16 protein-coding genes are annotated in these 21245 nt (G+C 73.7%); 11 read left to right on the top strand and 5 right to left on the bottom strand.

Going from position 1 to position 21245, the window contains the following annotated elements; genetic code table 11:
* Positions 1–3: 3 nt before the first annotated feature.
* Together ACFUJ1_RS07155 and ACFUJ1_RS07150 are read right to left on the bottom strand one after the other, a co-directional pair.
* Positions 4–2496: an FtsX-like permease family protein gene (locus ACFUJ1_RS07155; protein ID WP_378643521.1), complete on the bottom strand. Its 2493-nt coding sequence runs from the start codon at positions 2494–2496 to the stop codon at positions 4–6.
* A 71-nt stretch (positions 2497–2567) separates the two neighbouring features.
* Positions 2568–3272, bottom strand: coding sequence for an ABC transporter ATP-binding protein (locus tag ACFUJ1_RS07150; protein WP_233019843.1), 705 nt, complete (start codon positions 3270–3272; stop codon positions 2568–2570).
* Between the two features lie 253 nt (positions 3273–3525).
* Between ACFUJ1_RS07150 and ACFUJ1_RS07145 the strand changes: the two genes are divergently transcribed.
* From ACFUJ1_RS07145 to gatB, 10 genes are all read left to right on the top strand, one after another.
* Complete coding sequence (locus ACFUJ1_RS07145; RefSeq protein WP_378643519.1) at positions 3526–4821, top strand: sensor histidine kinase; 1296 nt, start codon at positions 3526–3528, stop codon at positions 4819–4821.
* Positions 4818–5504 (top strand): response regulator, encoded by a 687-nt coding sequence (locus ACFUJ1_RS07140; RefSeq protein WP_378643516.1) that lies wholly within the window; start codon positions 4818–4820, stop codon positions 5502–5504. The genes ACFUJ1_RS07145 and ACFUJ1_RS07140 overlap by 4 nt, the downstream gene beginning before the upstream one ends.
* A gap of 56 nt (positions 5505–5560) precedes the next feature.
* Positions 5561–8242: a protein kinase gene (locus tag ACFUJ1_RS07135; protein ID WP_378643514.1), complete on the top strand. Its 2682-nt coding sequence runs from the start codon at positions 5561–5563 to the stop codon at positions 8240–8242.
* Between the two features lie 184 nt (positions 8243–8426).
* Positions 8427–9530 carry an AI-2E family transporter gene (locus tag ACFUJ1_RS07130; RefSeq protein WP_378643511.1) on the top strand — a complete coding sequence of 368 codons (1104 nt, stop codon included), beginning with the start codon at positions 8427–8429 and terminating at the stop codon, positions 9528–9530.
* Between the two features lie 31 nt (positions 9531–9561).
* On the top strand, positions 9562–9984 hold the full coding sequence (locus tag ACFUJ1_RS07125; protein WP_378643509.1) for a hypothetical protein: 423 nt from the start codon (positions 9562–9564) through the stop codon (positions 9982–9984).
* A 117-nt stretch (positions 9985–10101) separates the two neighbouring features.
* Positions 10102–10989, top strand: a complete 888-nt coding sequence (locus ACFUJ1_RS07120) for a serine hydrolase (protein ID WP_378643507.1) — start codon at positions 10102–10104, stop codon at positions 10987–10989.
* Positions 10990–11056: 67 nt separating this feature from the next.
* Complete coding sequence (locus tag ACFUJ1_RS07115; RefSeq protein ID WP_378643504.1) at positions 11057–12091, top strand: ATP-dependent 6-phosphofructokinase; 1035 nt, start codon at positions 11057–11059, stop codon at positions 12089–12091.
* 64 nt (positions 12092–12155) lie between these two features.
* Positions 12156–12599 carry a hypothetical protein gene (locus tag ACFUJ1_RS07110; protein WP_378643502.1) on the top strand — a complete coding sequence of 148 codons (444 nt, stop codon included), beginning with the start codon at positions 12156–12158 and terminating at the stop codon, positions 12597–12599.
* A gap of 136 nt (positions 12600–12735) precedes the next feature.
* Positions 12736–14106: an alpha/beta hydrolase family protein gene (locus ACFUJ1_RS07105; protein WP_378643500.1), complete on the top strand. Its 1371-nt coding sequence runs from the start codon at positions 12736–12738 to the stop codon at positions 14104–14106.
* Positions 14107–14126: 20 nt separating this feature from the next.
* Complete coding sequence (gene gatB, locus ACFUJ1_RS07100; protein WP_378643498.1) at positions 14127–15632, top strand: Asp-tRNA(Asn)/Glu-tRNA(Gln) amidotransferase subunit GatB; 1506 nt, start codon at positions 14127–14129, stop codon at positions 15630–15632.
* A gap of 308 nt (positions 15633–15940) precedes the next feature.
* Here the strand turns inward: gatB and ACFUJ1_RS07095 are convergent, their stop codons facing one another.
* The gene (locus ACFUJ1_RS07095; RefSeq protein WP_378643495.1) at positions 15941–17044 is read right to left on the bottom strand and encodes a PQQ-dependent sugar dehydrogenase; all 1104 of its coding nucleotides are present in this window, start codon (positions 17042–17044) and stop codon (positions 15941–15943) included.
* 109 nt (positions 17045–17153) lie between these two features.
* On the opposite strand from ACFUJ1_RS07095, the gene ACFUJ1_RS07090 reads away from it, so the two are divergent.
* Complete coding sequence (locus ACFUJ1_RS07090; protein ID WP_378643493.1) at positions 17154–18017, top strand: DoxX family protein; 864 nt, start codon at positions 17154–17156, stop codon at positions 18015–18017.
* Positions 18018–18347: 330 nt separating this feature from the next.
* On the opposite strand, the gene ilvD is transcribed toward ACFUJ1_RS07090, so the two are convergent.
* Together ilvD and ACFUJ1_RS07080 are read right to left on the bottom strand one after the other, a co-directional pair.
* Positions 18348–20189: a dihydroxy-acid dehydratase gene (gene ilvD, locus ACFUJ1_RS07085; protein ID WP_378643491.1), complete on the bottom strand. Its 1842-nt coding sequence runs from the start codon at positions 20187–20189 to the stop codon at positions 18348–18350.
* A 161-nt stretch (positions 20190–20350) separates the two neighbouring features.
* Positions 20351–21049 (bottom strand): PH domain-containing protein, encoded by a 699-nt coding sequence (locus tag ACFUJ1_RS07080; protein WP_378643488.1) that lies wholly within the window; start codon positions 21047–21049, stop codon positions 20351–20353.
* Between the last annotated feature and the right edge of the window lie 196 nt (positions 21050–21245).

The raw sequence follows: 21245 nt of genomic DNA, 5'->3' as shown, positions 1-21245 counted from the left end.
CGGTCAGTCGACCGCCAGCGCCTCCACCACCGGCATCCGGGCCGCGCGCAGCGCGGGCGGAATCGCCCCGAGCATGGCGAGCCCGAGCGCGATCGCCCCGTACAGCACCGGGATCGCGCCGGGCCGGTAGACGATGTCGATGGTCATGGCGTGCCCCATGGCCAGCGTGGCCAGGTACTGCACCGCCGCCCCGACCGCGAGCCCGAGCACGGCCCCGACCAGCCCGATCCCGGCCGCCTCGGCGAGCACCGAGCGCAGCAGGAAGCGGCGCCCGGTGCCGATGGCCCGCAGCACCCCCAGCTCCCTGCGCCGCTCCAGCACCGAGAGCATGAGCGTGTTGAGCAGCGCCACCGTCGAGACCAGCACGACGATCCACAGGATCATGGTGCTCAGCGCCGACCCCTGGCGCATGCTCGACGAGATCGCCGCCACCGAGTCGTCCCCCGAGGTCACGTACAGGTCGGGCGGGATCGCGCGGTCGAGTTCGGCGCGCACCGCGGCGGGGTCGGCGCCGGGCGCGAGGTCGACGGCGAGGATGGTCTCGCCGGGGCGCTGGTACCAGTCGCGCATGTGGTCGAGGTCGAGCATGACCACGCCGGAGATGGCGGAGAAGTACGGGATCACCTCGAGCACCGTCACGGTGCGGGTGCCGCTCGGCGTCGGCAGGGTGATCCGGTCGCCCTGCCCGACGTCGAGCGTGCGGGCGATGTCGCGCGAGATCACCACGCCGTCGCCGGCGGCGAGCCCGGGCAGAACGTCGGGGCGCACCGCGCGCCAGTTCGGCGAGCCGGGGTCGGTGGCCGCGTACCCCTGCAGCATGATCCGGCCGGTGCCGAGCGTGGCGAAGGCCATCTGCGCCGGGCGCACGGCTGCCACTCCGGGCAGCCGCGCCACCTCGTCGCGCACCGTCGGCGGCAGCAGCGGGCCGGTGGGGAACTGCTCCAGCGAGGCCGGGCTGACGTAGAAGTCGTTCTCCGCGAGCTGGTCGAAGGTCGTCGTCGCGGAGTCGACCATATTGGTGCCCGCGCCGCCGACCGCGACCGTGGCCGCGACGCCGATCAGCACCGTCATGGCGGTGGCCCAGACCCGGCGCGGCGCCCGCTCCAGCGTGGTCGCGCCGAGCGTGCCCGGCGCGCCGAAGAGCCCGGCCACCGCCGCGGTGGCCCGGACGATCGGCCGGGTCGCGGCGAAGGCGAGCAGCACCGAGGCGGTGAACGAGAGCGAGACCGCCGCCAGCGAGTACCGCCCGAGGTCGGTGGTCGCGACCACGATCGCCACCGCGACCAGCGCGGCGCCGAGCGCCCCCGCCGCGATCCGCAGCCCCCGCGAATCCGCCTCCGTGGTCCCGGCGTCGAGCGGCACCAGCGCCTCCACCGGGGCCACCCGGTAGACCTGCCGCGCCGCCACCGCCGCCGCGACCACCGCGGCGATGACGCAGGCCGCGACGGCGAGCGGAATCGCGTACCAGGGCACCAGGTACTCGGTGCGCGCCTCGACCGACTCCAGGATGGCGGCGGGCAGCGCCTCGATCGCGCCGCGCCCGATCAGGGTGCCGAGCAGCGCGCCGAGCGCGCCGCCGATCAGGCCGATCACCGCCGCCTCGGCGAGCAGGTCGCGGACCATCGGGCCGCGCGCCGCGCCCATGGCGCGCAGCAGCGAGAGCGTGGGCCGACGCTGCGCCACCGCCATGCTCATGGCGTTGTAGATGAGGAAGGCGGAGACGATGAGCGCTGCCGCCGATGACATGAGCGTGGAGTAGCGCACGATCTGGATGGCGCCGCTGGCCTGCACGGTGCGCAGCCCCGGATCGGCGACCACCGCGCGGCCGCCGACCGCGTCGGTGAGCGCCGAGCGCACCGCTGTCGCGTCGGCGCCGGGGGTGAGCACCACCTGGATCGAGTCGAGCCTGCCCGGCCGGTCGGTGACCAGCTGTGCCAGCGGGAGCGGGGCGACGACCAGGTGGCCGCCGTTGAGCTTGGCGGAGGTGTCGTCGTCCAGGACGCCGGCGACGGTGACCTCGCCGAGGCCGAGCGGGAAGGTGTCGCCCTCGGCGTGCCCGGTTGCGGCGCCGACCAGGACGCCGCGCGGCACCGTGAGCAGCTTGCCCGCCTGGCCCGCCATCGGCGCGGTGAGCGCGCCGTCCAGTGCGCCGATGCTGGCGTCCGCGCCGATCAGCAGCTGCCGGTTCGCGCCGGTGCCGACCTGCGTGCGCAGCATCGGGACCGCGTGCGCCACACCGGGCGTCGCGGCGATGGCGGGCAGCAGCGACTGCTCGAACCCGGCATCGGTCACGCCGGTGACCTCCAGTTCGGCGGCGCCGGCCAGGCTCCTGGTGAGCGCGTCGACCGATCCGGTGACCGAGCCGGAGATGCTCAGCACCGCCACCAGCAGCGCCGCCGACACCGCCATGACGATCAGGGACAGCGCGGTCCGCCCCCGATGCGCGAGCAGCTCACCCAGATTGAACAACCGCAGCCGATCCCACCCGGCACTCATGCTGCGCCGTCCCGGCATGCGCGCGGGCCCTTCGTGGTTACGCTCCGCTCCCGCCTCCGGGCCTGACGCGCTCATGCCGTGATCGCCCCGGCTCGCTCGTCGGAGCCGATCCGCCCGTCGCGCAACGTGATCGCGCGGTCACACGCGGCCACCGCGCTCCGGTCGTGGGTCACCATGACGACGGCGTTCCCGTTCCCGGCGATCTCGCCGAGCAGCTCCAGGATGGCGGCGCCGGTGCGGGAGTCGAGGTTGCCGGTCGGCTCGTCGGCGAGGATCAGCGGCGGCTCCATGACCAGCGCCCGCGCCACCGCGACCCGCTGCATCTGCCCGCCGGAGAGCTCGGCGGGCCGGTGCTCGGCGCGGTCCGCCAGCCCGACCCGGTCCAGCAACTCCAGCGCGCGGGGCTTGGCCCGGCGTAACCCGGTGCCGTCCAGCAGCTTCGGGATGGCGACGTTCTCCCAGGCGGTCAGCGTGGGCAGCAGGTTGAAGAACTGGAAGACGAAACCCACCTGGCTGCGCCGGAACTCGGCCTGCTTCTCCTCGTCCAGCGCGCCGATCTCGGTGCCGCGGAACCTGATCGATCCGGTATCGGGGCGGTCCAGCGCGCCGAGCAGGTGCAGCAGCGTGCTCTTACCGGAACCCGACGGCCCGACGATCGCGGTGAATTCGCCACTCCGTAGCTGGAGGTCGATTCCGTCCAGGGCACGCACCACCTGATCTCCGACCCGGTAGTGCCTGCCGACTCCGCTCAACTCCAGCATGGCCGGTTGCGTCATCGCGTACTCCCTCGCTCGGGGCGATTCCCCGCGTGTTGCCCGCTCCCCTCCGATCGAAGCATCCCGGCGCCGGGCGGGCGGCGGATCGGTCGGACGGGTCCCCCTGATCGGTGCGGTGCCGTTCCCACGGTACGGCGCGCGGTGCCCGCCCGTCCTCGTGCCCCGGGACGTTTTCCGCGCTCCGCCCACGGGTGGAGGCGGCTCCGGCCCCGGCACGATGTGCGCGCCGTCACCCCGGCGGTAACCTGGGCGGATGGGAGTGCCCGAGCCGGTGCGGCGGAGTGCAGCGGTGCGCGACCGGCTGCCCGCGCTGCGCGACCGGACGGTCGCCGCGATCCGGGCCAGGCTGGACAACCCGCCGGTCGACTACCCGCCCTCGGTGATCCTGCTCGCCGACGCGGCCATGCTCTCCATCGCGATCGCCGCCGGCTTCCAGCGGCACGCCTACCTGCCGACGCTGCTCCCGGTGATCGCGGTCGGGTTGCTGCTCGGCGCGCTCGCGCTGTTCACCTTCACCGCCGTCGAGCCGACCCCGGCCACGCTCGGGCTGCCCGCGCTGGCCGCGACCGCCGCGCTGCTCGCGCAGCCGGTCGAGGGCGATTTCGCGCCGTTCATCCTGGTGGTCGCGGTGGGCGAGATCGCCGCCGTCACCCCGAAGCGGCTGAGCGTGCCGAGCGCGCTGGTGGCGCTGGCGCTGCTGATCGGCTTCGACCTGGCCGGGAACCTGGAGTGGCTCGACACCGGGCTGGCCGGGCTGCCGATGTACTGCGTCGGCGTCCTGCTCGGCTGGATGTGCGGCGAGATGCTGCGCAACCAGCGCCGCTTCCTCTACCAGGAGCGGGCCTACCAGGCCATTCGCAGTGCGCAGGCGGCCGACGAGGAGCGCCGCCGGATCGCCCGCGAGGTGCACGACGTGATCGCGCACTCGCTGAGCATCACCCTGCTGCACCTGACCGCCGCCCGCCGCGCGCTGCAGACCGACGAGGACGTCACCGAGGCGACCGAGGCGCTGGTCGACGCCGAGCGCCTCGGCAGGCAGGCGATGGCCGACATCCGGCGCACCGTCGGGCTGCTCGACACCCGCCCCGCCTCCCCGGCGCCGGAGCCGGGCGTCGGTGAGATCGCGGACCTGGTCGGCGATTTCGTCCGGGCCGGGCTCGACCTGAGCTTCCGCACCGAGGGCGACCCGGACGCCGTCTCCGCGGCGGCCGGGCTCGGGCTCTACCGGATCGGGCAGGAATCGCTCGCCAACGTCGCCAAGCACGCGCCCGGCGCCAGCGGCGCGGTGCGGCTCGCGGTCGGCGCCGGGCACGTCACGCTCACCGTGCGCAACTCGCTGCCGTCCGGCCGGGCGGGCGACCCCGCCGGCATGGGCGTCACCGGTATGCGCAGGCGCGCGGAGCTGCTCGGCGGCGAGCTCAGCGCGGGCGCGCGGGACGGGTACTGGACGGTCAGGGCCAGGGTGCCGCTGGCCGAGGCGCGCTCCGGCGGCTGCTGCCCGGTGCGCGGCGCTCTGGACAGCGGTATCGCCGACCGGGAGCGGCGATGACGGCGGCCGCGCCGGACGATCCGGTCACCGTGCTCGTCGTCGACGACCAGGAGCTGGTCCGCGGCGGGCTGCGTCGGATCCTGCGCCGCAGGGACGGCTTCGCGATCGCCGAGTGCGCCGACGGCGACGAGGTGCCCGCCGCGGTCGCCGCCGCCCGCCCGGACGTGGTGCTCATGGACCTGCGGATGAAGCGGGTCGGCGGCATCGACGCCACCCGCGCGCTGCGGCACGACCCCACCGCGCCCCCGGTGCTCGTGCTCACCACCTTCGACGACGACGAGCTGCTCTCCGGCGCGCTGCGCGCGGGCGCGGCCGGGTTCCTGCTCAAGGACTCGCCCGCCGAGGATCTGATCCGGGCGGTGCGCACGGTCGCCGCGGGCGGCTCCTGGCTGGATCCGTCGGTCACCGACCGGGTGCTCGCCGGGTACCGGCGGGTCCGGCCCGCGGTGGACCGCGACGCCGGGCGGCTGGCCGAGCTCACCGCCCGCGAGTACGAGGTGCTGCAGCTGATCGGCCGCGGCCTCGCCAACGGCGAGATCGCGCGGGCGCTCGGAATCGGCCAGGTCACGGTGAAAAGTCATGTGGGACACATCTTCGGCAAGCTCGCCCTGCGCGACCGCGCGGCCGCTATCGTCTTCGCGTTTGACCACGGGGTGGTTTCCCCAGGAGAATCCACAGGTTGACGCGCGGCGCGTCTGGAACCGGACGGTGAGGGAAGGACGGGGTGGAGACCGACGGCGTGGCACACGGAACACGGACGGGCACCCGCTTCGGGCCGTACGAACTGCGGTCGGTGCTCGGCCGCGGCGGTATGGGCGAGGTGTACGAGGCCTTCGACACCGTCAAGAACCGCACGGTCGCGGTCAAGCTGCTCACCGAGGAGCTCGCGCGCGACCCGGTCTACCAGGTCCGCTTCCGCCGGGAGTCGCAGGCCGCAGCGCGGCTCGCCGACCCGCACGTCGTCCCGATCCACGACTGGGGCGTCATCGACGGGACGCTCTTCCTCGACATGCGGCTGATCGCCGGGATCGACCTGCGCGCCGTGCTGGCCCGCGACGGCGTGCTGGCGCCGGAGCGCGCGGTCGGCGTCGTCGAGCAGATCGCCGCCGCGCTGGACGCCGCGCACAGCGCGGGGCTGGTGCACCGGGACGTCAAGCCCTCCGACATCCTGCTCACCGCCACCGACTTCGCCTACCTCACCGACTTCGGCATCGCCGACACCGAGGGCGACGCCGCCGTCACCATGGTCGGGGTCGGGCTGGATTCCTACGCCTACACCGCGCCGGAGCGCTTCGACTCGGGGCCGGTCACCGCCGCCGTCGACATCTACGCGCTGACCTGCGTGCTGTACGAGTGCCTGACCGGGGTGCCGCCGTACCCGGCGAGCTCACTGAACGTGCTCATCCGCGCGCACTTCACCGAGCCCCCGCCGCGGCCGAGCCTGCAGCGGGCCGGTGTGCCCGCCGGGCTGGACGAGGTCATCGCCTGCGGGCTGGCCAAGCGGCCCGAGGAGCGGTACGCGGGCGCGCTCGACCTGGCCCGCGCCGCACGCGCCGCCGTCGGCGGCGCCGCCGGATCGGTGCGCCCGGCCGCCGCGGCCCCGCAGTCCTGGTTCGAGGGCGGCGCCGCCGAAGCGCCGCCGCCCGAGCCCGCCGCAGCACCGGAGTTCTCCGCCTTCGGCGAGCCGGAACCCGAGCCCGCCGCACTCCGCGGCAACGGCACCGTGAACCCGTTCGCCACGCCCGCCGCCGGTTTCGGCGGGCCCGCCGCTGGTGGAACGGCCGGCTTCGGCTCCGCCGCGGTTCCCGCGGAACCGCAGGGGCCGATCGCCGCTGCCGGAGCACCCGGCTTCGGCTCCGCGCAACCTCCCGGCACCCCGTTCGGCGGCGCCAGCGCCCCGGACGACGCCGCACCGACCCCCGCCGCGCTCCGCGGCACCGGCACCGGCCCCGCGCCGGCTCAGCCGGACCTTTCGAGTACCGGAGGACATCCGATCACCCCGCCCGGCCCACGCCCCTACCCAGGTGGCCCCGGCCGCCCGCCGACCGGCGGCCACCCCATCCAGCCGCAGCCGACCCCGCCGGACGCCCCGGCGGACCCGGCCGCGGCCAGGCCCGTTCCGGCGGGCACCCCGGTGCCGAACCCGGCCACCGGCGCCACGCTCGTGGTCCGGGTGCCCGACCACCTGCTCCCGGAATCCGAGCGCAAGGCCGATGCCACCGGCGAGCACAAGGTGGTGCGGCCGAGCGGCGCCACCGAGGTGCGCCTCGGCGAGGTGCAGTTCTCGCTCCCGCCGGAGCCGGACCCCGCGCCGGAGCCCCCGCCGGGCAGCGGCCAGATGCGCGCCTTCCCGGACGCGCACCTGTACGCGGGCGGCCAGCAGTACCTGCCGCCGGAGAGCTACCAGCCCCCGGACGCGACGGCGAACGAGACCACCCAGTACATCCCGCCGGTCACCGGCGCCGCCCCGGAGACCCGCCGGTACCCCGCCGAGCCGCCGCGGCCGGCCGCCGAGACGAGCCGCTACGGCGCTGAGCCGCCCGCACCGGCGGCCGAGACCACCCGCTACATCCCGGAGCAGGCGTACTCCGCGGTGGAGCCCGCCGTCGACCCGGCCGGCTACGACCGGGACAACCCGCGGACCGAGTACCTCGGCCCCGCCGGGTATGCCGACCCCGGCTCCTACGACGACGGCTACGCCGACCGCGGCGGCTACCCCGAGCAGGGCTACGGCGACCCGAACTACGACGACGACCGCTACGGCTCCTACGACCCGTACGGCCCGCAGGACCCCGACGGCTACGCCGACGACGGGTACTACGAGGAGGAGCCGAAGCCGAGGTCGCGCGCCCGCGCGGCGCTCGGGCCGGTACTCGCCACCGTCGTCGTGCTGCTCGCGATCGCGGTCGTCGGCACCATCGGCTGGCAGCGCTTCGCAGGCGGCGACAGCGCGGTTCCGTCGGCGGCGGGCCCGAACGCCACCGCCGTCGCCCCGACCGCCGGGCTCACCGGCGCCGCCGCCCCCACCGGCCCGGCCACCACCACCAGGCCGGACCCCACCACCACCACCACCGCGCCGACGAGCAGCACGACGACCGGGAGCAGCACCACCTCGGCCTCGCGCACCTCGACCACCTCCGCGACCACCAGCGCGGGCTCGGTCAGCCTGCCCGCGGGCGCCTCGCCGTGCGAGCAGGGCTCGGCGAGCACGCCGTACTCCCGGACCGCGACCGGAAGCGGCGCCACCAGCTGCGGCTTCGCCGAGGCGGTGCAGGAGGCGTACAGCGCGGCGGGCGGCACCCCGCAGTCGGTGGAGGCGATCAGCCCGGTCACCGGCCGCCGCTACACGATGACCTGCACCCCGGACGGCAAGGTGGTCACCTGCACCGGCGGCGACAACGCCGTGGTCTACGTGTACTGACCGGGGATTTCACCCGATTCGGGCGAGGCGGCGGCACCGGAGCCGCGCTTAGCCTCGTGCGCGGGCGCGCCACCGGAGCGCGTCCGCGGACGAAAGGACGCTCCCGTGGCCGGAAACCGGGTGGACAGCTCCCGCGCCGCACGAAGTCGGCCCGGCCCGATCGCCGCGGGGTAGGGGCGCCGCCGTGTCCCCGGACGGGGCGGCGGGCTGGTCGATCCCGCGCGGGCTGATCGTCCTGCTGGCCGGCGCGGGCGCCGTTGTCGTCGTGGTCGGCATGCGGGCCTTCGCCGGCGTGCTCGGCCCGGTCTTCCTCGCGCTCATGCTCACCGTCGCGGTGCAGCCGGTGCAGGGCTGGGTGCGCGGGCGCGGCGGCCCGGCCTGGCTCGGGCTGCTCGCCGCGCTCGGCACCGTCGTCGTGGTGCTGGTCGCGCTGGTCGCCGCGCTGCTCTTCTCGGCGGCGCAGCTCGCCTCCGAGCTGCCGCGCTACGCCGACGAGCTGACCGCCCTGCTCGACACCGCGCGCGAGCAGCTGGCGAACGCGGGCATCTCGGAGGACCGGATCCACGCCGCGCTCAGCGAGATCGATGTCGGCACCGTCGTCGCCACGCTGGACGGCGTGCTCGGCGGGCTGCTCGGCGTGCTCACGAACCTGGTGTTCGTGCTCGCGCTGCTGATGTTCATGGCCTTCGACGGCATGAGCATCGGCCCGCGGATGGCTGTGGTCACCCGGATGCGCCCCGACATCGCCGCCGCCTTCGCCACCTTCGTCCACGGCACCCGCTCCTACCTGGTGGTCTCGACCATCTTCGGCTTCGTGGTCGCGGTCTTCGACGGCACGGCGCTGTGGTTGCTCGGGGTTCCGCTTCCGGTGCTCTGGGCGCTGGTCTCCTTCGTCACCAACTACATCCCGAACATCGGCTTCGTCATCGGCGTGATCCCGCCGGCCGCGCTGGCGCTGCTGGAGGGCGGCCCCACCCTCATGCTCTGGGTGCTCGTCGTCTACTCGGTGATCAACTTCGTGATCCAGTCGATCATCCAGCCCAAGTTCGTCGGCGACGCGGTGGGGCTGAGCGTCACCGTCACCTTCCTCTCGCTGGTGTTCTGGGGGTGGGTGCTCGGCGCGCTCGGCGCGCTGCTCGCGGTGCCGCTCACCCTGCTCGCCAAGGCGCTGCTGCTCGACATCGATCCCTCCACCCGCTGGGTGGACGTGCTCATCGGCAGCAGCGGGCGCGCGGCGGATTCACCCGAAACGGATGAGGCGCCCGGCCCGGCCGCGGCGGGAGGGTGAGAGCGCGCCCACCAAACGGAAGGGGTCGAGGATGACGCACACGACCGAAACCCACATCGAGCAGGACCACACACTCCGGCAGGGCCTGGCGGCGGGCACCTCCATCGGCGCCTCGATCCTGCTGCTCACCGTCGGCGCGCTCTCGCTGCTGGAGGGCATCTCGGCGGTGCTCGACGACGAGGTGTTCGTCGCGGGCCCGGAGTACGTCTACGCCTTCGACCTGACGACCTGGGGCTGGATCCACATCGTGCTCGGCGTGCTGCTCGTGGTCGCCGGACTCGGGCTGGTCACCGGGGCGGGCTGGGCGCGGGTGACGGCGATCGTGATCGCGGCGGTCTCCATCGTCGGCAACTTCCTCTGGCTGCCCTACTTCCCGTGGTGGTCGATCCTGGTCATCGCGCTGAACGTGGTGGTGATCTGGGGCGTTGCCACCTGGCGGCCGCTGCGCGATTGACGCCCGGCGATCCGCGAGCACACCCCGGAGGGCAGGCCCGGCCGCCGATAGATGCGGCGCGCCGGGCGCGGACACAGTACGTTGTGCGGAAGTTTCGCAACGAGAATGTGTCGAGGAATGTCTGCTGATCGATCCGGCCGTGCCCGCGCGGCCATCGGCTGCGCCGTGCTAGCGGCGGCCGCCCTGCTCACCTCGTGTGCGGCCGGTACGAACGTCTCCGGGACCGACGAGACCACCATTACCGAGGCCGCGGCCCGCACCGAGCAGCACGACCTGTCGTACGCGCTGCCAGGCACTCTCGCCGCCGACTTCGCCGAGCTCCAGGCGAGCACCCGCGGCACGATCGGGCTCGCGGCCATGCCGGTCGGCGGCACCTCGGCGCTGAGCTTCGGCACCTGGAGCACCGGCCCTGCCTGGTCGACCATCAAGGTCCCGCTGGTGCTGGCCGCGCAGCGCAAGGCGCCGGGCACCAACACCTACGCCGCCACCGCCGCGATCACCGAGTCGGACAACACCGCGGCCGACGCGCTCTGGCAGTCGCTCGGCTCCGGGCAGGAGGCGGCCACCGCCGTCGAGGCGGTGCTGCGCGAGGGCGGCGACACCACCACGAAGGTGCCCGCCACCCGCCCCCGCACCGAGCACTCGGCCTTCGGCCAGACCGAGTGGAGCCTGGCCGACCAGGTGAAGTTCGCCGCCAAGCTGCCCTGCCTGAGCGGCTCGGCCGGCGTCACCTCGCTCATGGCCGAGATCGTCCCCGCGCACCGGTGGGGGATGGGCAGCATCGCGGGCGCCGACTTCAAGGGCGGCTGGGGCCCGGACCCGTCCGGCGACTACCTGGTGCGGCAGTTCGGCCTGGTGGACGGGCCGTCCGGGCAGGTCGCGGTGGCCTTCGCCGCCAAGCCGGACTCCGGCGCCTTCAGCGACGGCATGCAGACGCTGAACCGGATGGCGACGGTGCTCGCGGCGCACCTGAGGGAGCTGCCGAGCGGCAAGTGCAGGCGCTGATTCCCGTTACCCAGGGTTCACGGGGGCGGAGCGGCACCGGATGGCGCTGCGGGGCAAGATGAACGCCATGCGCATCGGAGTCTTGACCGGAGGCGGGGACTGTCCGGGACTGAATGCCGTGATCCGAGCCGTCGTTCGCACCGCGAACGGCCGCTACGGGGACGCGGTGGTCGGCTTCCAGGACGGCTGGCGCGGGCTATTGGAGGACCGCAAGATCGTCATCCAGAACGACGACCGCACCGATCGGCTGCTCACCAAGGGCGGCACCATCCTCGGCACCGCCCGCACCAACCCGGACGTGCTGCTCGCCGGGCTCGGCCAGATCAAGCGGACGCTGGACGACAACGGCATCGAGGCCCTCATCCCGATCGGCGGCGAGGGCACCCTGACCGCCGCCAGCTGGCTCGCCGACGAGGGCGTCCCCGTGGTCGGCGTGCCGAAGACCATCGACAACGACATCGACTGCACCGACGTCACCTTCGGCCACGACACCGCGCTCTCCATCGCCACCGAGGCCATCGACCGGCTGCACACCACCGCGGAGTCGCACCAGCGCGTCATGCTGGTCGAGGTCATGGGCAGGCACGCGGGCTGGATCGCGATCAACGCGGGCATGGCGGCGGGCGCGCACCTCACCCTGGTCCCGGAGGAGCCGTTCGACGTGGCCGAGGTCTGCGCCATGATCAAGCGCCGCTTCCAGCGCGGCGACAAGCACTTCATCTGCGTGGTCGCCGAGGGCTCGCACCCGGCCGAGGACTCCGGCTTCGCGCTGCGCGAGGGCGGCATCGACGAATTCGGGCACGAGCGCTTCACCGGCGTCGCGCAGCAGCTCGGCATCGAGATCGAGCGGCGCATCGGCAAGGAGGTGCGCACCACCGTGCTCGGCCACGTACAGCGCGGCGGCAGCCCGACCCCGTACGACCGGGTGCTCGCCACCCGGTTCGGGCTGCACGCCGCCGAGGCGGTGCACGCGGGCCGTTTCGGCCAGATGGTGGCGCTGCGCGGCACCGCCATCGACCTGGTGCCGCTGGCCGAGGCGACCAAGCAGCTCAAGCGGGTTCCGGCCGATCGCTACCGCGAGGCCGAGGCCTTCTTCGGCTGAGTGCGCAGGGGGCTTGGCGGACCGGGGGCTGCGCGCCGCGGCCGGGGCCGTTAGCCTGTCCGCCATGGTCGATCTGCGTGTGGACGAACTACCGGAGGCGGCCGCGGCGGTGCTGCGCCGCCGGGCCAGGGCCGACGGCCGCTCGCCGGAGCAGCACGTCCGCCAGGAACTGCTGACGCTGGCGCGGCGCCGGGTGCCGATCGACGGCGTGGTCGAGTTCCGCGCCGAGCGCGGCGTACCGGAGCCGAGCCTCGCCGAGCCGGACGCGGTCGCGCTGTGGAGCCACTACGACCTGCCGACCGAGGCGGTCGCGGTCTTCGCCCGCAGGGCCGATGCCGCCGGGCTCCCGCTCGGCGAGTACGTCCGGCAGGAGCTGATCGGTGTGGCCAGGCGCAGCACCGTCGCCGACGCGCTGCTCGAGTTCGCCGAGGTGCAGGAGCGGGATCCGTCGCTGCGGATGGACATGGACGCCATCGCCGAGTCGGTCGCGTACGCGCGCGGGCTGTAGCGCCGGACTCGAGCTCCCGCGCCCGGCACGGACGCGACTTCCGCGCCGTGCTCGGGCCGGGACGCGAACTCTCGCGCCGCGCCCGAGCGTGCACGACGCTCGCCCGGGCCGCCCCGGAACGGGTATGACTGGAACCATGCGCGATCGACGGCTGCTCCCGATAGTCCTGCTCGCGATCCTCGCCCTCGTCGCCGGGTGCTCCGCCGACAGCGCGCCGCCCGATCCTGTGGCGGGGGAGTGGCACGGCTCGATCGAGGTGCCTGGGCAGCCGCTACCGATCGGGGTCACCTTCGCCGACGGCGGCGCCACCATCGACATCCCGGTGCAGGGTGTCCAGGACGGGCCGCTCACCGAGGTCACCACCGATCCCGAGAACGTCGGCTTCAAGCTCCAGAACATCCCCGGCGACCCGGTGTTCCATGGCCGCTATGCCGACGACCGGATCACCGGCGACTTCACCCAGGCCGGGCAGAGCTTCCCGCTGAACCTGGAGCGCGGCGCGCTGCCGCCGCCGGCCCGGCCGCAGGAGCCGAAGCCGCCGTTCCCGTACCGCTCCGAGGACGTCGGCTACTCGAGCGGCGACATCACCGTCGCAGGCACCCTCACGCTGCCCGAGGGCACCGGCCCGTTCCCCGCCGTGCAGCTCGTCACCGGCAGCGGCCCGCAGGACCGCAACGAGGAGCTGATGGGCCACAAGGTCTTCCTGCTCGTCGCCGACACCCTGACCCGCGCCGGGTACGCCGTGCTGCGCACCGACGATCGCGGCGTCGGCGGCACCGGCGGCGACCTGAACACGGCCACCTACGACGTGCTCGCGGGCGACATCGCCGCGGGCACCACCTTCCTGCGCGGCCGCTCCGAGATCGATCCGGGCCGGATCGGGCTGTTCGGGCACAGCGAGGGCGGCTACCTCGCGCCGCTGGCCGCCTCGAAGCAGGGCGAGCAGATCGACTTCCTCGTCCTCATGGCCGGGCCGTCGGTGCCCGGCCGGGACGTGCTGATCGAGCAGAACGGGCTGCTGCTCGCCGCGGCAGGCGCCACCCCCGAGGAGGCGCGGGCGCAGCAGGAGTACGTCGCCGAGTGGTCGGCGCTGCTCGTCGCCGGTGACACCGCGGCGGCGCGGGCCGCCACCGAGCGGCAGGAGGCGGCGCTGCCGCCGGAGCAGCGCAGCACCCCGGCCGCGCTGGACGCCCAGGAGGCGCCGGTGATGCGCTCCTTCCTCGCCTACGACCCGGCGCCCGCGCTGCGCGCCGTCCGGGTGCCGACGCTCGCCGTCTTCGGCGGCAAGGACCTGCAGGTGCCGCCCGCGCAGAGCGAGCAGCCCATGCGCGACCTGCTCGCCGGCGCCCCCGACCCGACCGTGCGCACCTTCCCCGGGCTGAACCACCTGCTGCAGCCCGCGAACACCGGCTCGCCGTCGGAGTACGCGGCCATTGAGACCACCATCGACCCGGCCGCGCTCGCGTTCATGACCGACTGGCTGACCACCCGGATTCCGCCGCGCTGAGCCTTATTTAGACTGGGCGCATGAGCGCACCCACGGTCGATCTGCTGGACTACGCCGACGTCCTCTCCCGCTTCGAGCCGGTGCTCGGCATGGAGGTCCACGTCGAGTTGTCCACCGCGACCAAGATGTTCTGCGGCTGCCCCACCGAATTCGGCGCCGAGCCGAACACCCAGGTGTGCCCGGTGTGCCTCGGGCTGCCCGGCGCGCTTCCGGTGGTGAACCAGCAGGCGGTCGAGTCCGCCATCCGGATCGGGCTCGCGCTGAACTGCACGATCACGCCGTGGGGCCGGTTCGCCAGGAAGAACTACTTCTACCCGGACCAGCCGAAGAACTACCAGATCAGCCAGTACGACGAGCCGATCGCGCAGCACGGCTACCTGGACGTGGTGCTCGACGACGGCAGCACCTTCCGGGTCGACATCGAGCGCGCGCACATGGAGGAGGACACCGGCAAGTCGCTGCATGTCGGCGGCGCGACCGGGCGCATCCACGGCGCCAGCCACTCGCTGCTCGACTACAACCGGGCCGGGGTGCCGCTCATCGAGATCGTCACCAAGCCGATCACCGGGGCCGGGGAGCGCGCTCCCGAGGTGGCGCGCGCCTACGTCACCGCGCTGCGCGACCTCTTGAAGTCGCTGGACGTCTCCGATGTCCGGATGGACCAGGGCTCGCTGCGCTGCGACGCCAACGTCTCGCTCATGCCGATCGGCGCCGACGTCTTCGGCACCCGCACCGAGACCAAGAACGTGAACTCGCTGCGCAGCGTCGAGGTCGCCGTCCGCTACGAGATGCGCAGGCAGGCCGCGGTGCTCACCGACGGCGGCGAGATCGTGCAGGAGACCAGGCACTTCCTCGAGGCCGATGGCTCCACCTCGCCCGGCCGCCGCAAGGAGACCGCCGAGGACTACCGCTACTTCCCCGAGCCGGACCTGGAGCCGATCGCGCCGGACGCCGCGTGGGTCGAGCGGCTGCGCGGCACCATTCCGGAGTACCCGTGGCTGCGCCGGGCCCGCATCCAGTCCGACTGGGGGCTCTCCGACGAGGTCATGCGCGACCTGGTGAACGCGGGCGCGCTCGACCTCATCATCGCCACCGTCGACGCGGGTGCCCCCGCCAACGAGGCGCGCTCCTGGTGGGTCGCCTACCTCACCGAGAAGGCCAAGGAGCGCGGGGTCGCGCTCGACGAGCTGCCCATCACCCCGGCCCAGGTAGCCGCCGTGATCGGGCTGGTCGAGGCCAAGACGGTGAACAACAAGGTCGCCAAGCAGGTCGTCGACCTGGTCCTCGACGGCGAGGGCGAGCCCGCCGCCATCGTCGAGGCCAAGGGGCTCGGCATGGTCAGCGACGAGAGCGCGCTGCAGACCGAGGTGGCGAAGGCGCTCGCCGCCAACCCCGACATCGCCGACAAGATCCGCTCCGGCAAGGTGCAGGCGGCGGGCAAGATCGTCGGCGACGTCATGAAGGCGACGCGCGGCCAAGCCGACGCCGCCCGAGTCCGCGAACTCGTCCTCGCCGCCTGCGCCTGATCCGAGCTACCCGGGCGGCACCCGCGGGTCGGCCTGCCCGGGCGGGCACCGGCGGCTCGGCCTGCCGGGCGGGCACCGGCGGCTCGGGCGCCCCGGCGGGCACCGGCGGGTCGGGCCGCCCTGGCGGGCACCCGCGGGTCGGCCTGCCCTAGAGGGCACCGGCGGCTCGGCCTGCCCGGGCCGGCACCGGCGGCTCGGCCTGCCGGACGGGCACCCGCGGGTCGGGCCACCCGGCCCGACATCCCCCGCCGGCAGGCGGAACCGGGGGTCCGGGGGCCTGCCCCCGGGAAAACCTCCCTTTCCGGACGCTAGTCCGGACCACCTCCACCACCGGCGGGCGGCGGAATCCGCACGACCCGGTCGTCATTGGGCCCCGGCTGCCCACCGTCCTTGTTGACGGTCCCGACCCACACGGCACCATCGGGCCCCGGCGTCGCCCCGTTGAGCCGCCCGTACTTGTCCTGCGCGAAGAGCGTCGGCGCCGTCGTCACCGCCCGCGACGCCGGATCCGCCGTCACCAGCGCCAGCGCCCTGGCATTGCCGAGCGCGACCGCCACCCCGTCCGCGGTGGTCGCGCAGCCGGCGACGCCGGGACGATCCGGCCAGGTCCAGGCGGTGATCGCGGTATTGTCCGGCCCGAGCCGCTGCAACCGGTCCTCGGTGGCGGTGCGGTCGGTGATCCACACCCCGTCCACCGCGTCCCGGCACACATCGCCCGCGGTGCCGATCCCGGAGAGCAGCGTCTCCGGCCGCACCCCGCCGCCGGAGCGCGGGTTGGTGATGCTCAGCAGCTTGCCCGAGAGCGAGCCCGGCGCCTGCGCGGCGCCGGGATTCCCGGCGTCGCCGGTGAGCACGAGCAACTTCTCCGGCGTCACGAACTCCAGCGCGCCGTGGTTGCCGGTGGCCCCCTTCGGGATGCCGGTGAGGATCTCCTTGGGCGGCCCGCCCGCCGCGATCCGCACCACCCGGTTGTCCGACCCGGTGGTGATGTAGGCGTAGATCAGCCCGTCCTCCCGGTAGGTGGGCGAGAGCGCGAGGTCGTTGAGCCCGCCGTCACCGGAGCCGTCCACGTCGATCCTGGCGATCTCGACCGGGGGCTGCTCCGGAACCACCTTGAGGATGCGCCCGGTGCGCCGCTCCGCCACCAGCGCGCCGTCACCGACGGCGACCAGCCCCGCGGTGGGGTCCAGGCAGGTCGCGACAACCGCCGGATCGGGGTCGATGCACGGCCCGGTCGGCCGCGGCGTCGAGGACGGCGGCTGCTTCTCGCTCGGCCCGATCTCGGCGCCACCGAAGGTCGGCTCCGGGGTGAACGGGCTCGACGCGGAGTCGTCGAAGCGGGCGCAGCCGGCGAGCACGGTCGAGGCGAGCACCAGGCCGAGCGCCACCCGGCCGACGGCAACCACATTCATGGTTCAGACGTTACGGAAGAACTTCGCGGCACGCCGCTCCACCCCCGAACCGGACACACCGCGGGGAACCATTCCGCGCGTCGCCCGATTCGGCCTAGGGTGGACGGTTGTGACGGAGAAGTCGAAGGGCGCACCGGATTCCGGTGACGCCGGCCGGTCGCCCGCAGGTCCCATCCCGCAGACCGGCGCCGTCGGCAATGTCGGCAGCCCCATGGACCAGCACGTGACACAGGAATTCGCCCGCCCGAACCTGGGCAAGGAGGTCCCGCGGACCGACGACGAGCTCGGGCTCGACCCGGACGACCTACCCAATGCCGAGGCACGCACCGAGGTGCTGCCAACCACCGCGCCGCAGCCGCCCGCCGACGACGCGACCTACTCCTATGCCAGCATCCCGCCCGCCGCCAACGCCCCGGCCGACCCGGACCGCCTGCGCCGCAACCGCGACGACCGGCGCGGCACCCTGGACTTCGGGCTGTTCGTGCTGCGCCTCGTGGTCGGGGCGACCTTCGTCTACCACGGTGTGCAGAAGTTGTTCGGCTGGTTCCACGGGCCCGGCTTCGACGGCACGAAGGACTTCCTGACCCAGGGTGGCTGGGAGCATGCCTCGCTGGCGGCCCCGCTGCTCATCGCCGGGGAGATCGGCGGCGGAATCCTGCTCGTGCTCGGCCTCGCGACGCCGCTCGCCGCCGGCGCGGTACTCGCGGTGATCCTCGACGCATGGGCCTTCAAGCAGGGCATGTACCCCGGCTTCCAGTACAAGGCCGGGCCCGGCGCGGTCGAGTTGGAGAGCGTGCTCGCAGGCACCGCCGTCGCGGTGCTGCTCACCGGCCCCGGCCGCTGGTCCCTCGACCGCGGCCGCGGCTGGGCCACCCGCCCCAGCTGGGGCTCGCTCCTGATCCTGGTCCTCGCCGTCGCCGCGGCAGCCCTGACCTGGTGGTACCTGCACGGCGGCAATCCGCTCGCCGGCTGACCCCAGCCCGCCGGTACGGACGGGTCGTTCCACGAGGAGCAGCCCCGCCGGTACGGACGGGTCGTTCCACGAGGAGCAGCCCCGCCGGTACGGACGGGTCGCTCCACGAGGAGCAGCCCCGCCGGTGCGGACGGGTCGCTCCGCCCGGAGCAGCCCCGACGGTGCGGCGGGCTCCGCGACTTCCGGGGCGACCTGCCGCAGCCCCACGTCAACACGCGCGTGCGCGCACCCCGCGCACCGCAGTCACCACGCGCCGAGTCGGCACCGCGCGCCGAGTCGGCACCCCGCGCCGGACCGGCACCCCTCACCCGAGGGGTGCCGACTCCCGTTTCACGGCACGCGCCGGACCGCACCCTTGTCCGCCGACGTCGCCAGCGCCGCGTAGGCGCGCAACGCCGTGGTCACCGGGCGCACCCGGTCCACCGGCTGCCACGGCCGCTCCGCCGCCTCCATCTTCGCCCGCCGCTCGGCCAGCACCGCGTCCTCGACCAGCACCTCCAGCGCCCGGGTGGCGACGTCGATCCGGATCTGATCCCCGTTCCGGACCAGCCCGATCACGCCCCCGCTGGCCGCCTCCGGCGAGATGTGCCCGATGGAGAGCCCGGAGGTGCCACCGGAGAACCGCCCGTCGGTGATCAGCGCGCACTTCTTACCGAGCCCGGCGCCCTTGAGGAACGCGGTGGGGTGCAGCATCTCCTGCATGCCAGGCCCGCCGGACGGCCCCTCGTAGCGGACAACGAGCACGTCCCCCGCCTGAATCTGCTTGCCGAGGATCAGCGACACCGCCTCCTCCTGCGACTCGACCACGACGGCCGGTCCCTGGAAGGAGAACAGGTCCTCGTCGATACCGGCGGTCTTCAGGATCGCCCCGTCCGGCGCGATATTGCCGCGCAGCACCACCAGCCCGCCCTCGACGGTGTAGGCGTGCTCCAGATCGCGGATGCAGCCGCCCTCGGCGTCGGTGTCCAGCGACGACCAGCGGTTTTCGGTGGAGAAGGGCTCGACGGTGCGCACCCCGCCCGGCGCCGCGTGGAAGAGCTCCAACGCCTCCGCCGACGTCTTCCCGGAGCGGATGTCCCAGGTGTCGAGCCACTCGTCGAAGCTCGCGGTGTGCACGGTCGAGACGTTCTCCGCCAGCAGCCCGGCCCGGCGCAGCTCGCCGAGGATGGCCGGGATGCCACCGGCCCGATGCACGTCCTCCATGTGGTAATCGGAGTTCGGCGAGACCTTGGAGAGGCACGGCACCCGGCGGCTGATCTCGTCGATGGTGCCGAGGTCGAAGTCGATCTCGCCCTCCTGCGCGGCGGCGAGGGTGTGCAGCACGGTGTTGGTGGAGCCGCCCATGGCGACGTCGAGCGCCATGGCGTTGCGGAAGGCGTCGGCGTTGGCGACGGTGCGCGGCAGCACCGAGGCGTCGTCCTCGCGGTACCAGCGGTTCGCGATGTCGACGACCACCGTGCCCGCCCGCTCGAAGAGCGCCCGGCGGGCGGCGTGCGTGGCGAGCGTGGAGCCGTTGCCGGGCAGCGCGAGCCCGAGCGCCTCGGTGAGGCAGTTCATCGAGTTGGCGGTGAACATGCCGGAGCAGGAGCCGCAGGTCGGGCAGGCGCTGCGCTCGACCTCGTCCAGCCCCTCGTCGGAGACGGCGGCGTTGGCGCTCGCCGAGATGGCGGTGATCAGGTCGGTCGGCGCCTGCGCGACCCCGCCGACCACCACCGCCTTCCCGGCCTCCATCGGCCCGCCGGAGACGAAGACCGCCGGGATGTTCAGCCGCATGGCCGCGTTCAGCATGCCCGGCGTGATCTTGTCGCAGTTCGAGATGCAGACCAGCGCGTCCGCGGTGTGCGCGTTCGCCATGTACTCCACCGAGTCCGCGATGATCTCGCGGCTGGGCAGCGAGTAGAGCATCCCGCCGTGGCCCATCGCGATGCCGTCGTCGACGGCGATGGTGTGGAACTCGCGCGGAACGCCACCGGCCGCCCGCACCGCATCGGCCACGATCTCGCCGACGTTCTTGAGATGCACGTGACCCGGCACGAACTGGGTGTACGAGTTCGCGATCGCGACGATCGGCTTCCCGAAGTCGGAGTCGGTCATCCCGGTCGCCCGCCAGAGCGCGCGGGCGCCCGCGGCATTGCGGCCGATGGTGGTGGTGCGGGAACGAAGCGGTGGCATGGGGCGTCCTCGTCTGGTCGCGGGCTGGAGCGACCGCGGGTGGCCGGTCGGGGAGAAACACGACGGCCGCACCTGCGGCGCTTCAACGGTACTCGCGCCCCCGCGCACCGCCGGTCACCGGTCGTGCGCCCCCGACGCACCGCCGGGTCACCGGCCGCGGTTCACTCGCCCTTCGCGGACGGCTCCGCCGCGTCGTTCGCTGCCGCGGCGGCCCGCTCGGCCGCCGACTGCTCCCGGATCGCCTCCTCGGCCTGGGCGAAGACATCCGGAATCCGCCCGTCCGAGGCCGCGATCAGCTCGCGCAGCCGGTCGTACCCCACCGCGGGGAGCTTGACCTCGGACTCGTCGGTGAGCCGCGCCCGCACGAACCCGCGCTTGGGCAGCCGCACCCCGGCCACCCGCGACCACTCCACCGACTTGGTGGTGAAGACCGTACGCAGCTCTAGCCCCTCCGGCGTCACCGTGGTCCGGGTGCGCTCCACCCAGAGCAGCATCACGACCGGGATCAGTAGCAGCGGCCACAGCAGGGAGGGCCAGCCGACGAAGGGGAAGAAGACGCTGAAGGTAAGGATCAGCACACCGATGTAGGCCAGCTGCGGCACCCGGATCACCCGCACGCCCGGCTCGACGCCGTGCGGCGAGCGCGGCCAGAGCAGCCAGCTCAGCACCCCGACCAGAGGGATCACGCCCCAGCGCAGCCACTGCGGCCAGTCCAGCGCGAACGCCACGGCGAGGAATACCAGGTAGAGCAGCGGCACCGCGACCGCCGCGATCCGCCGCAGGCGCCCACCCGTGGCGGATCCCGCCTCGGCGATGTGGGACGATGCAGGTGGTGGCACGGACTGATGCGGTGATGACACCCCCCCATCCTCGCATTCGGCCGAGCGGACTCGAGCAACCACTGTGCTCCCACATAATGGGACGGCGAGGGTCGGCTGTTTGACTCGACGGTTCACGCGCGCTTAACGTCGAACGCGTGAATCCAATCGAGCTTCTCGTACTCGGCCGGCGCGTCCAGCGTTGAGCACGACTTCCTAGTCGATTACGACAGCTCGC

Origin of the sequence: Nocardia sp. NPDC057227, from assembly GCF_042669725.1 — a bacterium.
In the GTDB taxonomy this organism is placed as follows: domain Bacteria; phylum Actinomycetota; class Actinomycetes; order Mycobacteriales; family Mycobacteriaceae; genus Nocardia; species Nocardia asteroides_A.
Note: the sequence above shows the minus strand (reverse complement) of the source record. Positions and strands in the feature narration are given on the sequence as shown.